The organism is Streptomyces sp. NBC_01363 (assembly GCF_026340595.1).
Classification (GTDB): Bacteria; Actinomycetota; Actinomycetes; order Streptomycetales; family Streptomycetaceae; genus Streptomyces.
The window spans coordinates 660,374-673,780 of sequence record NZ_JAPEPF010000002.1 but is presented as its reverse complement, the minus strand read 5'-3'; the positions used below and the strand labels follow the sequence as shown (position 1 = coordinate 673,780).

Here is a 13,407-nt window from a genome sequence, read left to right as displayed (position 1 = left end):
GGCGGATGCTGTTGCCCACCCTCTTGCGCATATCTCGGCACTTTCGGCGGTTCGGGAGCGGTGCCACGGGGCTCCGGCAACGGAGCCTTCGACAACGATGCCTGCTCGGACGTTCCGGCCTGCCCCGACGGGTCGGACGGCTCGGGGGCTTCGGCCGGCCGGGGCGTTTCTGACGTGTGATCGGGCATGGGACCCCTCCCCTACCGAGGTCCACGCACAACCGCCCGCAGGGCAGCGGCTGGGGCACCCCGGCGTCTCATTTTCGACGCACGCCCGTCCGGATGATCATCGACGGCGCCGTGGCCGAGAGATTAGCTTCCCCTCACTGATCCTCGCCGTGCGAGGAGAAGCTGTGGCAGTACCGTGACAGTCGGGGTCCCGGCCGGCACCCCGCTCGTCGGCGGTGCGAGTGTTGCCGCCCTACTGAGGGAGCCAGCCCGGCAGCTCCTCCGTCCGTGCCGTCCAGTCGACCGGCGGCATGCCTGCCTTGCTCGCTGCGACGACCCCGCCGGCGATCGCGCAGGTCGTGTCGACGTCTCCGCCGGCCTGGGCGGTCACCCAGAAGGTCTGCTCGAAATCGCCGAGGTTCCGCGCCGCCGACCAGAGGGCGAACGGAACGGTGTCGTGTGCACTGGTACGCCGGCCGTTGCCGAGGACCGCCGCGACCGTACCGGCGTCGTCGTAGTCGAGCATGTCGCGTGCCCGTCGCAGTCCGGCACCGACGGCGCTGCGCGGCACGAGCGCGATGACGCCGTCGAGCAGGTCCGCCGGGGTGGGCGGCCCGGCCGTCGCCGCCGCCAGTGCGGCAGCCGCCGCGACGGCCATCGCGCCCACGACCGCCTCGCGGTGCTGGTGCGTGGTGTACGAGGAGATCTCGGCCTGGTGTGTGGCCTGCTCCGGGTCGTCCGCGTACCAGGCGCCGAGTGGGGCGATGCGCATCGCCGAGCCGTTGCCCCAGGAGCCCTGGCCGTTGAACAGGGCGGACGCCAGCTCCCGCCAGTCAGCGCCTTCACGGACCAGCCTGAGCAGGCGGTTCACGGCGGGGCCGTATCCCCGGTCGAAGTCATGGTGGTCGGCGAAGGAGCGGGCGAGCGCGTCCTGGTCGATCCGTTCGTGCTCCAGCAGCACGGCCAGCACCGAACACGCCATCTCGGTGTCGTCCGTCCACTGCCAGGGACCTGGTGGAAGTGCGCGCTGCTTCAGGAGCGGATAGTTGACGGGCACAAAGAACTGGGAGCCCAGTGCGTCTCCCACGGAGAGCCCGCGCAGGCTGGCAAGGGCACGTTCGAAACGTTGGCCGGAGGCAGAGTCAGCGGTTGTCATCGCCCCTCCACTCTATCCGGTGATGCCGTACGGCTCAGGGGTACGCCAGCGCTCGAACGGCCGGTCAAGGGTGTAGCGCCCGTCCTCTCCGAGTATCAGCGTCCGGGTCTCCCCGTTGCCCGGATTGGACAGCGACTCGAACTCGGCAACCGACCAGTGGAACCAGCGCATGCAGAACAAACGCATGGTCAGTCCGTGCGTGACCAGCAGAACGTTCTTCGGATGGTCGGGCGCCTCGAAACTCCGGTACAGGCTCTCCAGGAAGGCCCCGACCCTGTCGTACACATCGGCTCCCGACTCCCCCTGCGCGAAGCGGTAGAAGAAGTGGCCGTACGCGTCCCGGTACGCCTTCTGCAGCCGCACGTCGTCACGGTCCTGCCAGTTTCCCCAGTCCTGCTCCCGCAGCCGCGGCTCCTCCCTCACCCGCACCCGCTCCAGGTCCAGGCCGAGAGACCTGAATGTCTCGTGGGTACGGCGGTAGGGCGAGACGTACACGCTGACCCGCTCGCCGTCGAACAACTCGCGCAGCCGCACTCCCGTCTCCCTGGCCTGTCTCAGCCCTGTCGAGGTGAGCCTCAGCGCATGGTCCGGCTCACGTTCGTACACCGTGTCGTCGGCGTTGCCCTCGGACTCCCCGTGCCGGACGAGGACAATGCGTTGCGGTCGTGCCATGTACCGACCCTAGATCGCCCTTGGCTCATTCGAGCAGTTGTCCGGAATCCATCCGTCGGATGTCGCCGTCGAAGCGGCGTCGCAGCAGCCGGTCGTGCGAGACCACGACCAGCGCACCCCGCCAGTGGGCCAGCGCTTCCTCCAGCTCCTGCACCAGTCCGAGTGCCAGGTGGTTGGCTGGTTCGTCGAGCAGCAGCAGATCCGCGGGCCGGGCCAGGAGACGGGCGAGGGCGAGCCGTCTGCGCTGCCCCGCCGAAAGCGATCCGACCGGCACCCGGAGGTCCCGGGAGCGGAACAGCCCGTACGAGAGCAGCAGTTCCGCCTGCTCGTCATCGGTGAGCGGCAGCTCCCGGCCGAATGCCGTGAGCACGGACTCCGCCGGGCGGTGCGCCGGTATCTCCTGCGCGAGGTAGCCGATCCCGCCCCGCCGGACCACGCGGCCCGCGTCCGGTTCGAGCAAGCCCGCCATGACTCGGAGCAGCGTGGACTTCCCCGCCCCGTTTCCGCCGTGGATCAGCAGTCTGCCGGCCGCCGCCACGGAGAGCCGGTCGACCGCGAGTCTGCCGCCGACCCGTATGTCCGTCAGGGAAACCAGCTCCCCCTCGGCCGCGCCGGCCGTGGGCAGGGCGGCGAAGCGCAGGGGGTCCGGCGGCCTGGGGACGGGCCGTGCCCTCAGCCGCTCCAGTCGCTTGCGTGCGTTGCGGACCCGACCGGACACGGAGGCCTGGACCCGGCCCGCAGCCCGGTCGTACGCCATTTTGTTGTTGTCCTTGATGGCGCGGCCGGTGGCGACGCCATGGGCGGTGGTCGCCGCGTACTCCTCCAGTTGCCCGGTTTCCTCGCACCACTGGGCGTAGGACTGCTCCCAGCGTTGCCGTGCGGCGTGCTGTTCGGCCAGGAATCCCGCGTAGCCACCGCCGTGGCGCACGACCGTCCGCCGGTCGGCGTCGACCTCCAGCACCGCGGTGGCGACCTGCTCCAGGAAGATCCGGTCGTGGGACACGGCGATCACCGTACCGGGATGGGACCGCAGCGCGCCCTCCAGCCAGTCGAGCGCGGTGCCGTCCAGGTGGTTGGTGGGTTCGTCGAGCAGCATCACCTCGGGGCACGCCGCGATCAGGCAGGCAAGACCCAGTCTCGCCTGCTCGCCGCCGGAGAGACTGCCCAGCTTTCTGGCCGGCCCCGTGTGCGCGAGACCGAGGCCGTGCATCGCCTTGTCGACGCGTGCGTCCGCTTCGTATCCCCCGCGCGACTCGAACTCGGCGAGAAGGTCTCCGTAGGCGGCGAGCGCGGCATCGTCGGCCCCAGCGAGGTCCGCCTCGGCCACCCGCAACTTCCGCTCCACCGCGCGCAGTTCCGCCAGCGCGTCGTCGATCGCGTCCTGGACCGTGCTTTCGGGCGGCAGCCGCGGGGTCTGGGGCAGCAGACCGGTGCCGCGGTCGGCGACCGTGAACACGCTCCCGGAATCGGGCTGTTCGAGCCCCGCGAGGAGCCGGAGCAGGGTCGTCTTCCCCGCGCCGTTCTCCCCCACGATCCCGATGCGTTCACCCGGGCGCACGGTCAGCGAGACATCGTCGAGCAACAGCCTGTCGCCACGGGACATGGTCACGCCGCGCAGCGAGATCTGTGTGGACAAGGACACCTCCAGGCTAACGCAATCATTGTCGCATTAAGGCGAGTGTGGCACACTGGAGCTCACTAATGCAACTGGAGTAGCAATTGACTGGACAGCGAGCCACCCCGGAGACCGACCTGCCGACGCCCCCGTTCGCCCCCGGCACGAGCCGTCCGGGCGGCAGAACCGCCCGGACCCGCGCGGCGGTCCGTGATGCCGTCCTCACCGGCCTGGTGGAGCACGGCTACCCGGGCCTCACCGTCGAGTACGTCGCCGAGCACTCCGGCATCCACAAGACGACCCTCTACCGCCGCTGGGGAAACCTCGAAGGGCTCGTCGTGGACGCCCTGGACCTCGCCGGGGAGGACAGCTGGACCCCGCCCGACACCGGAAGTCTGGAAGGAGATCTGCGCGCTCTGGCGCGGACGACGGCCGCCTCCTTCGAGGACCCCGCCGCAGCGGCCGCACCGACCGCGTTCGTCGCCGCGGCCTTCCAGTCCGAGCGTGCCGCGGACGCGCTGAAAGCCTTCTACGCGCAGCGGTTCGCCCGCTGCGCGGTCATCGTCGCGCGCGCCGTCTCCCGGCACGAGCTGGACCGGCGCACGGACGCGGGAGCGCTCGTCAGAGCCGTGATCTCGCCCCTGTTCCTCAGACTGTTCATCACCCGCGAGCCCATCGACGGGACACTGGCCGACCAGTCCGCCGACGCGGCTCTGGCAGCCGCCCGTGCCGGAGTCTTCAACTCCCCTGCCGAATCCATCTGATGGGCCGCCCGGAGCGCCCCCGGCTCATCGCCTGGGCCGTACCCGTCCGGCCGTGCCGGTCACACCGTCCACGACGGCTCCAACTGCACGACGTCTCCCGCCAGCTCCGCCACGTCCTCCTCGGTCTGCGCCCGTTGCGACAGCCGCTCGATGCTCCCCGCCCGGTACTTGCCGCGCTCGGCACTCGACTGCCACATCGACAACACGAGGAACTCCTGCCCCGGTGCCTCCCCGAACACCCCCCGCAGCATGCCGGGTGAACCGGCCATCGCCGGATTCCACACCCTCTCCTGCATCAACGCGAAGTGTTCCACCCGGTCCTCGCGCACCCTGCTGTGCGCCACCCGGACCACATCCGCATCGGTGAAGCGCGGCTCGAAGCCCGTCTTCACATCGAAACGGTGCTCGAAGAGCTTGACCTGGAGACCGCTGTACGTACCGGACTGCGCGGCAGCCAGGCCGTCGTGCGCGCGCGCCATGAACGAGTCGTAGAAGACGCGGTTCTCCCAGAAGGCGAAGACGTGCGCCACGTCCGGACGCCCTCGGCTCCACCCGCCGCCCTGTCCCCTGAATCCGGGCTCGCCCAGCAGCCCCGCCCACTTCCGCTGCCCCCGCTCAAAACCTCGACGGTCCACCACGGTGCAACGAATCCACTTGACCAGCACCGCGCCATCGTACGGTGCCGGGCGTGTCACGGGTCACGCTCGGACGGAGTAGGCCCGAAGTGACCGCCATGAAAAGCAGAATGGCCTCCATGGTCTCGCTGCACACCAACCCCCTGTTCACCCGGCTCGAATCCGCGGAACGTGTCCTCGTCGCAGGGGCCGGCGGCGGCTTCGACATCTACGCGGGACTCCCCATCGCGCTCTCCCTGTTCCACCAGGGCAAGCACGTACAGCTCGCCAATCTGTCGTTCAGCGCTCTCGAAGGGCTGCCCCTCGATTCCTGGCTCGCGCCGGACGTCGCCGCCATCACCCCCGAAACGGCCCTCCACCAGGCGTACTTCCCGGAACGGACACTCGCCCAGTGGCTCGATCTGCACGGCTATCCGCACACGGTCCACGCCTTCTCCCGGGTGGGCGTACAACCGCTGCGCGCCGCCTACCGGGCATTGATCGAGAAGTACGACATCGACGCGGTCGTCCTGGTCGACGGCGGCACGGACATCCTGATGCGGGGCGACGAATCCGGCCTCGGCACACCGGAGGAGGATCTGACCAGCGTCGCCGCGATCGACGTACCGGAACGCCTCGTCGTGTCCATCGGCTTCGGCATCGACGCGTATCACGGGGTGAGCCACGGCCTCGTGCTGGAGAACATCGCCGCGCTCGAACGCGACGGTTCCTGTCTCGGCGCGTTCTCCGTATCCCGTACGACGCGTGAGGGCGCGCTCTTCGTCGACGCCGTGGCACACGCCCAGCACCACACGCCCGACCACCCCAGCATCGTGAACGGGTCGATCGCCGCCGCCGTCCAGGGGGACTTCGGGGACGTCCGGTTCACCTCGCGCACCCGTGGCAGCGAGCTGTTCATCAACCCTCTGATGACGCTCTGCTTCGCCTTCGAACTGGACGGAGTGGCCCGCAACTGCCTCTATCTCGACCGCATCGAGCACACCCATCTCATCCGTCAGGTCAGCAGCGCCATCGAGCTCTTCCGGGACGAGGTCCGGCAGCGACCGCCGCGCCGCATACCCCACTGAACCGAAGCGGCCACGAGGCCACGGAGCCGTGCGGCCGCGGGACACCGATGGCCCGATTCCATCGCCGAAATCCAAGCCGGTTGGATCCACGGTCGGTTACGGACATGATCGGGTGATGTGAACGGCCCGACGGCCCAGCGGAAAGCCAGGGAGGCAAGTCCGATGAGCACGCCCAACAAGGACATAGACAAGGTCGAAGTCAGACTCAAATGGGATCCCAGCCCTCATGGCGCACCGGCCCATGACCTCGACATCATCGCGGCGACCTACCTCGCCGAGGCGCCGTACGGCAGCCCCGCGTACCTCGTGCACTTCGACAGCCGCTCGCCGGACGGCACCATCACCCTCAACCGCGACAGCAGGACCGGCCAGGGCCTCGGCTTCGACGAGGAGATGACTCTGGAACTGAGCCGGTTGTCGACCGCGTACACCCGGGTCGTCGTCGGGGTCGCCATCCAGCAGCGCGACGGCCGCAGGACGTTCGCCGAGATAGCGAACACCGCTGTTCAGGTCCGGGAGGGCTACACGAACCTGGCGGAGGACGACTTCTCGGCGGTCGGCGCGGCCACCGCGGCAACCGTGGCCGAGTTCGTCCGGGGCGCCTCCGGGGCCTGGGAGTTCCACGGCACGGTCCGGGGCTTCGACGGCGACCCCGATTCGTTCGCCGCGACGATGGGAAGCCGTGCGCCCGGCATGTGACTGACACGTCGCGGCACGCGGCTCCCCGTCCCGGACGCGGAGCCGCGGCACGGCGGACACGACGAAGGGGACCGGCCCGCGGTCGGTCCCCTTCGGGTCGGCCTGCGGCGGAGGATCGCGCAGGCCCGGGTCAGGCCCCTACGTACTCCGCGAGGTGCTCGCCGGTGAGGGTGGAGCGGGCGGCGACGAGGTCGGCGGGGGTGCCCTCGAAGACGATCCTGCCGCCGTCGTGACCGGCGCCCGGACCCAGGTCGATGATCCAGTCGGCGTGCGCCATGACCGCCTGGTGGTGCTCGACGACGATGACCGACTTGCCGGAGTCGACGAGCCGGTCCAGCAGGCCCAGCAGTTGCTCGACATCGGCGAGGTGGAGTCCGGTGGTCGGCTCGTCGAGGACGTACACACCGCCCTTCTCGGCCATGTGCGTCGCCAGCTTGAGCCGCTGCCGCTCGCCGCCGGACAGCGTGGTGAGCGGCTGGCCGAGGCTGAGGTAGCCGAGCCCGACGTCGGCGAGCCGCTCCAGGATCTTGTGTGCGGCCGGTGTGCGCGCCTCGCCGGCGCCGAAGAACTCCTCGGCCTCGGTCACCGACATCGCGAGCACCTCGCTGATGTCGCGGCCGCCGAGGTGGTAGTCGAGCACCGATGCCTCGAACCGCTTCCCCTCGCACTCCTCGCAGGTGGTGGCGACGCCGGCCATCATCGCCAGATCGGTGTAGATGACGCCGGCTCCGTTGCACGTAGGGCAGGCGCCCTCGGAGTTGGGGCTGAACAGCGCCGGCTTCACGCCGTTAGCCTTCGCGAACGCCTTGCGGATCGGGTCGAGCAGTCCGGTGTACGTTGCCGGATTGCTCCGCCGCGACCCGCGGATGGCCCCCTGGTCGACCGAGACCACGTCCGCGCCCGCAGGGATCGACCGGTGCACGAGCGAGCTCTTGCCGGAGCCTGCGACACCGGTGATGACGGTCAGCACGCCGAGCGGGACGTCGACGTCGACGCCCTGCAGGTTGTGTGCCGTCGCGCCGCGGATCTCCAGCGCCCCGATGGGCTCGCGCACCGTCTCCTTGACGACCGCCCGGTCGTCGAGATGGCGGCCGGTGATGGTGTCGCCGGCCCGCAGCCCCTCGACGGTGCCCTCGAAGCAGACGGCGCCGCCCGCCGTACCCGCGCCGGGGCCGAGGTCGACGACATGGTCGGCGACGGCGATCGTCTGCGGCTTGTGCTCCACGACGAGCACCGTGTTGCCCTTGTCCCGCAGCCGCAGCAGCAGGTCGTTCATCCGCTGGATGTCATGGGGGTGCAGACCGATGGTGGGCTCGTCGAAGACATAGGTGACGTCGGTGAGCGAGGAGCCGAGGTGGCGGATCATCTTGACGCGCTGCGCCTCGCCGCCCGACAGCGTGCCCGACGGCCGGTCGAGCGAGAGGTAGCCGAGACCGATCTCCACGAACGAGTCGAGGGTCCGCTGCAACGCGGCGAGCAGCGGAGCCACCGACGGATCGTCGAGGCCGCGCACCCACTCGGCCAGGTCGCTGATCTGCATCGTGCAGGCGTCGGCGATGCTCAGCTTCTTGATCTTCGACGAGCGGGCTTCCTCGCTCAGTCGGCTGCCGTCGCACTCGGGGCAGGTGGTGAAGGTGACCGCTCGCTCCACGAACTCCCGGATGTGCGGCTGCAACGCCTCCTTGTCCTTGGACAGGAACGACTTCTGGATCTTGGGAATCAGTCCCTCGTAGGTGAGGTTGACGCCCTCGACCTTCACCTTGGTCGGCTCCCGGTAGAGGAAGTCCTGCATCTCCTTCTTGGTGAACTTGCGGATCGGCTTGTCCGGGTCCAGGAGGCCGGACTCGGCGTAGACCCGCACGGTCCAGAAGCTGTCCGACTTCCAGCCGGGGATGGTGAACGCGCCCTCGGCGATCGACTTGGAGTCGTCGTAGAGCTGGGTGAGGTCGATGTCGGAGACCGTGCCCCGGCCTTCGCAGCGGGTACACATGCCGCCGGTGCGGGTGAAGGTCCGCTTGACGGTCTTGGTCCGGTCGGCACCGCGGTCGACCTTGAACGCACCGCTCGCCTGGACCGAGGCGACGTTGAAGGAGAATGCCTGGGGCGAGCCGATGTGCGGCTTGCCCAGCCGGCTGAAGAGGATGCGCAGCATCGCGTTGGCGTCGGTGGCGGTGCCGACCGTGGAGCGGGGATCGGCACCGAGGCGCTGCTGGTCGACGGTGATCACGGTCGTCAGACCGTCGAGTACGTCGACCTCGGGCCGCGCGAGGGTCGGCATGAAGCCCTGCACGAAGGCGCTGTACGTCTCGTTGATCAGCCGCTGCGACTCCGCGGCGATGGTGCCGAACACCAGCGAGCTCTTGCCCGAACCGGAGACGCCGGTGAACACCGTCAGCCGGCGCTTCGGGATCTCGATGCTGACGTCCTTGAGGTTGTTCACGCGCGCGCCGTGCACGCGGATCAGGTCGTGGCTGTCGGCAGCGTGCGGCGCAGACGACCGCGTGTCCGTCCTCTTGGCCATGCTCATCGTGTCTCCATCTGTTGGGCGGAGCCGCCTTCGCGGTCCCCGTCGCCGTCTGCGCCGCCCGGCTCGGCATCTCGGGCGCCGAGCGGTACGTCCGGTTCTGCGTCGTCGGTGCGGCTCGTGGCCGCGGTCGCCGGACGGTTCAGCGCACCTCGTTGATGCGGATGAGATTGCCGGCGGGATCGCGGAAGGCGCAGTCCCGAATCCCGTACGGCTGCTCGGTCGGCTCCTGAACGACCTCGGCGCCGCCGGCCTGGAGGCGGTCGAAGGTGCCGTCGAGGTCGGCGGTGGCCAGGGTGATGATGGCGTAGGTGCCCTTGGCCATCATCTCGGTGAGGGTGCGCCGCTCCTCCTCCGTGACGCCGGGATCCGCGGCCGGCGGATGCAGGACGATGGACGTGCCGGGCCGGCCGGCGGGGCCGACCGTGATCCAGCGCAGCCCGCCGAACCCGACGTCGTTGCGGATCTCGAAGCCCAGGACGTCGCGGTAGAAGGCCAGAGAGGCGTCCGGGTCCTCGTGCGGAAGGAAGCTCGAGTGAATCGTGATGTCCATGGCCGTCACGCTAATCCTGGCCCTGTGACCGCGCTTCTCGATTCCTGATCGGTCTGGTCACCTGCTTCGCCACGCACGACGGCATCCCCACCGTGGCGCGCGCGGCCTCGCGCCGGTAGGCGCTGGGCGGCATGCCCACCAGCTCGGTGAAGCGGGTGCTGAAGGTGCCCAGCGACGAGCAACCGACCGTGAAACAGACCTCGGTGACGCTGAGATCACCACGCCGCAACAGCGCCATCGCCCGCTCGATGCGCCGCGTCATCAGGTATCCGTACGGCGACTCGCCGTACGCCAGCCGGAACGCACGGCTCAGGTGCCCTGCCGACATGTGCACGCCACGGGCGAGCGCCTCGACATCCAGTGGCTGCGCGAATTCCCGGTCGATCCGGTCACGGACACGACGCAACCGCGCAAGGTCGCGCAGGCGCTGAGCCTCATCGGGTCTGCTGGTCACCCGCGAGATCGTGCCACACCGCGAGGGCCGTCGCGCGCCGGCCCGGGACCGTACGACCGCGGAGGGCGCCGACCGGAAGTCGACGCCCTCCTTGAGCTGCGGTTCAGCTACCCGGGCACATCATGCGGGACCTTGCGATCGGGCAGCCTGTCAGCTGCAACCGCTGGTCGAGCCGCAGCCCTCGCAGATGTAGCAGGAGCCGGCGCGCTGCATCTTCGTACCGCAGGAGAAGCAGAGCGGCGCGTCCGCGCTGATGCCCAGCTGCATCTCGACGAGCTCCGCCGAGGTGTGCGCGGTCTTAGGGGCGGGCTTCTCCGCCTCCTGCACCGCGGCCACCGCCTTCAGCGGCTCCGTCCGCACCGGGGCGGACTGGGCCAGGCTCTCGATGTCCAGCTCCTCGTCCTCGATGGAGGGCTCGTACGAACCCGTGTCGAGGTGGCGCTGACGCTCCTCGGCCGAATGGATACCGAGTGCCGAGCGGGTCTCGAAGGGCAGGAAGTCCAGCGCGAGGCGGCGGAAGATGTAGTCGACGATCGACTGTGCCATCCGCACGTCCGGGTCGTCCGTCATGCCGGCCGGCTCGAAGCGCATGTTGGTGAACTTCGAGACGTACGTCTCCAGCGGGACGCCGTACTGCAGGCCGACCGAGACGGCGATGGAGAAGGCGTCCATCATGCCCGCGAGGGTGGAGCCCTGCTTCGACATCTTCAGGAAGACCTCACCGAGACCGTCGTCCGGGTAGGAGTTGGCGGTCATGTAGCCCTCGGCGCCGCCCACCGTGAAGGAGGTGGTGATGCCGGGACGCCCCTTGGGGAGACGCTTGCGGACCGGGCGGTACTCGACGACCTTCTCGACCGCGGTACGGATGGTCTCCTCGGCCTTGGCGGTGACCGCCTCCTTCTCCTTCTCCTTGGTCTTCGCGGAGAGGGGCTGGCCGACCTTGCAGTTGTCGCGGTAGATCGCGAGCGCCTTGACGCCCATCTTCCACGCCTCGAAGTAGACCTCTTCGACGTCCTCGACGGTGGCCGTCTCCGGCAGGTTCACCGTCTTGGAGAGCGCGCCGGAGATCCACGGCTGGATCGCGGCCATCATGCGCACGTGACCCATCGCGGAGATGGAACGCTCGCCCATCGCGCAGTCGAAGACCTCGTAGTGCTCGGTCTTCAGACCGGGGGCGTCGATCACATTGCCGTGCTCGGCGATGTGGGCGACGACCGCCTCGATCTGCTCCTCCTGGTAGCCCAGGCGGCGCAGGGCCTGCGGGACGGTGCCGTTGACGATCTGCATCGAGCCGCCGCCGACCAGCTTCTTGAACTTGACCAGGGCGAGGTCGGGCTCGAGACCGGTGGTGTCGCAGGACATCGCGAGACCGATGGTGCCGGTGGGCGCGATGACCGAGGCCTGCGCGTTGCGGAAACCGTTCTTCGCGCCGAGTCGGATGACGTCCTGCCAGGCCTCCGTCGCGGCGGCCCAGATCGGGTTGTCCAGGTCGTCCATGTGGACGGCCGCGGCGTTGGCGTCGGAGTGCTGCTTCATGACGCGCTGGTGCGGCTCGGCGTTGCGGGCGTAGCCGTCGTACGGGCCGACGACCGCGGCGAGCTCGGCGGAGCGCTTGTACGAGGTGCCGGTCATCAGCGAGGTGATGGCGCCGGCGAGGGCGCGGCCGCCGTCGCTGTCGTAGGCGTGACCGGTCGCCATCAGCAGGGCGCCGAGGTTGGCATAGCCGATGCCGAGCTGGCGGAAGGCGCGGGTGTTCTCGCCGATCTTCTGCGTCGGGAAGTCCGCGAAGCAGATCGAGATGTCCATCGCGGTGATGACCAGCTCGACGACCTTGGCGAAGCGCTCGGACTCGAAGGACTGGTTGCCCTTGCCGTCGTCCTTGAGGAACTTCATGAGGTTCAGCGAGGCGAGGTTGCACGAGGTGTTGTCCAGGTGCATGTACTCGGAGCAGGGGTTCGAGCCGTTGATCCGGCCGGACTCCGGGCAGGTGTGCCAGGCGTTGATGGTGTCGTCGTACTGGATGCCCGGGTCGGCGCACGCCCAGGCGGCCTCGGCCATCTTGCGGAAGAGGGACTTGGCCTCGACCTCTTCGATGACGTCACCGGTCATGCGGGCACGCAGCCCGAACTTGCCGCCGGACTCGACGGCCTTCATGAACTCGTCGTTCACACGGACCGAGTTGTTGGCGTTCTGGTACTGGACGGACGTGATGTCGTCGCCGCCCAGGTCCATGTCGAAGCCCGCGTCGCGCAGGGCGCGGATCTTCTCCTCTTCCTTCACCTTGGTCTCGATGAAGTTCTCGATGTCGGGGTGGTCGACGTCGAGGATGACCATCTTGGCCGCGCGCCGGGTGGCGCCACCGGACTTGATCGTTCCGGCGGAGGCGTCGGCACCGCGCATGAAGGACACCGGGCCGGAGGCGTTGCCGCCGGAGGACAGCAGCTCCTTGGAGGAGCGGATGCGGGAGAGGTTCAGGCCGGCGCCGGAGCCGCCCTTGAAGATCATGCCCTCTTCCTTGTACCAGTCGAGGATCGACTCCATCGAGTCGTCGACGGCCAGGATGAAGCAGGCGGAGACCTGCTGCGGCTGGGGCGTTCCGACGTTGAACCAGACCGGCGAGTTGAAGCTGAAGATCTGGTGCAGGAGGGCGTACGCAAGCTCGTGCTCGAAGATCTCGGCATCCGCGGGAGAGGCGAAGTAGCCGTGGTCCTCGCCGGCCTTGCGGTACGTCTTCACGATCCGGTCGATGAGCTGTCGCAGACCGGTCTCGCGCTGCGGGGTGCCGACGGCCCCCCGGAAGTACTTGCTGGTGACGATGTTGACCGCGTTCACCGACCAGAAGTCGGGGAACTCGACGCCACGCTGCTCGAAGTTGATCGAGCCGTCGCGCCAGTTGGTCATGACGACGTCACGGCGCTCCCACGCCACCTCGTCGTACGGATGTACGCCGGGGGTGGTGTGGATGCGCTCGATACGCAGACCCTTGCTCGACTTGGCTCCCTTGGTTCGGGAACCTCGTGCCGGGCCGCTCGCCGTCTCTGTCATGCCGCCTCCCATATGTGGGCAAAAACACCCTGAAGTGCCCAGAACTTCCCGGGGCA

11 protein-coding genes are annotated in these 13,407 nt (G+C 68.9%); 3 read left to right on the top strand and 8 right to left on the bottom strand.

Translation table 11 applies throughout. The features are described 5' to 3' along the window. Window positions 1–420: 420 nt before the first annotated feature. From OG611_RS31020 to OG611_RS31010, 3 genes are read right to left on the bottom strand one after another with little or no spacing between them, the layout of a single operon-like run. A complete protein-coding gene (locus OG611_RS31020; RefSeq protein ID WP_266427701.1) occupies window positions 421–1,323 on the bottom strand; it encodes an ADP-ribosylglycohydrolase family protein in 903 nt (300 codons plus the stop codon). 12 nt (window positions 1,324–1,335) lie between these two features. Further along, window positions 1,336–1,995 (bottom strand): histidine phosphatase family protein, encoded by a 660-nt coding sequence (locus tag OG611_RS31015; protein WP_266427699.1) that lies wholly within the window; start codon window positions 1,993–1,995, stop codon window positions 1,336–1,338. A gap of 25 nt (window positions 1,996–2,020) precedes the next feature. After that, window positions 2,021–3,631, bottom strand: a complete 1,611-nt coding sequence (locus OG611_RS31010; protein WP_266427696.1) for an ABC-F family ATP-binding cassette domain-containing protein — start codon at window positions 3,629–3,631, stop codon at window positions 2,021–2,023. 83 nt (window positions 3,632–3,714) lie between these two features. Here OG611_RS31010 and OG611_RS31005 point away from each other — a divergent pair, with 83 nt between their 5' ends. Then, a complete protein-coding gene (locus OG611_RS31005) occupies window positions 3,715–4,374 on the top strand; it encodes a TetR/AcrR family transcriptional regulator (protein ID WP_266427694.1) in 660 nt (219 codons plus the stop codon). Window positions 4,375–4,433: 59 nt separating this feature from the next. Here OG611_RS31005 and OG611_RS31000 read toward each other — a convergent pair whose 3' ends face one another. Then, on the bottom strand, window positions 4,434–5,039 hold the full coding sequence (locus OG611_RS31000; protein ID WP_266427691.1) for a YdbC family protein: 606 nt from the start codon (window positions 5,037–5,039) through the stop codon (window positions 4,434–4,436). An 89-nt stretch (window positions 5,040–5,128) separates the two neighbouring features. Here OG611_RS31000 and OG611_RS30995 point away from each other — a divergent pair, with 89 nt between their 5' ends. Next, window positions 5,129–6,076 (top strand): DUF1152 domain-containing protein, encoded by a 948-nt coding sequence (locus OG611_RS30995; RefSeq protein WP_266431331.1) that lies wholly within the window; start codon window positions 5,129–5,131, stop codon window positions 6,074–6,076. A 162-nt stretch (window positions 6,077–6,238) separates the two neighbouring features. Next, complete coding sequence (locus OG611_RS30990) at window positions 6,239–6,775, top strand: TerD family protein (RefSeq protein ID WP_266427689.1); 537 nt, start codon at window positions 6,239–6,241, stop codon at window positions 6,773–6,775. A gap of 130 nt (window positions 6,776–6,905) precedes the next feature. On the opposite strand, the gene OG611_RS30985 is transcribed toward OG611_RS30990, so the two are convergent. The 4 genes from OG611_RS30985 to OG611_RS30970 form a co-directional block, all read right to left on the bottom strand. After that, a complete protein-coding gene (locus tag OG611_RS30985) occupies window positions 6,906–9,302 on the bottom strand; it encodes an excinuclease ABC subunit UvrA (protein WP_266427686.1) in 2,397 nt (798 codons plus the stop codon). A gap of 139 nt (window positions 9,303–9,441) precedes the next feature. Further along, complete coding sequence (locus tag OG611_RS30980) at window positions 9,442–9,852, bottom strand: VOC family protein (protein ID WP_266427683.1); 411 nt, start codon at window positions 9,850–9,852, stop codon at window positions 9,442–9,444. Window positions 9,853–9,862: 10 nt separating this feature from the next. Further along, entirely contained in the window at window positions 9,863–10,306 is a 444-nt protein-coding gene (locus OG611_RS30975) for a helix-turn-helix transcriptional regulator (protein ID WP_266427680.1), read from the bottom strand. Window positions 10,307–10,456: 150 nt separating this feature from the next. Further along, complete coding sequence (locus tag OG611_RS30970; RefSeq protein WP_266427678.1) at window positions 10,457–13,351, bottom strand: vitamin B12-dependent ribonucleotide reductase; 2,895 nt, start codon at window positions 13,349–13,351, stop codon at window positions 10,457–10,459. Window positions 13,352–13,407 lie beyond the last annotated feature (56 nt).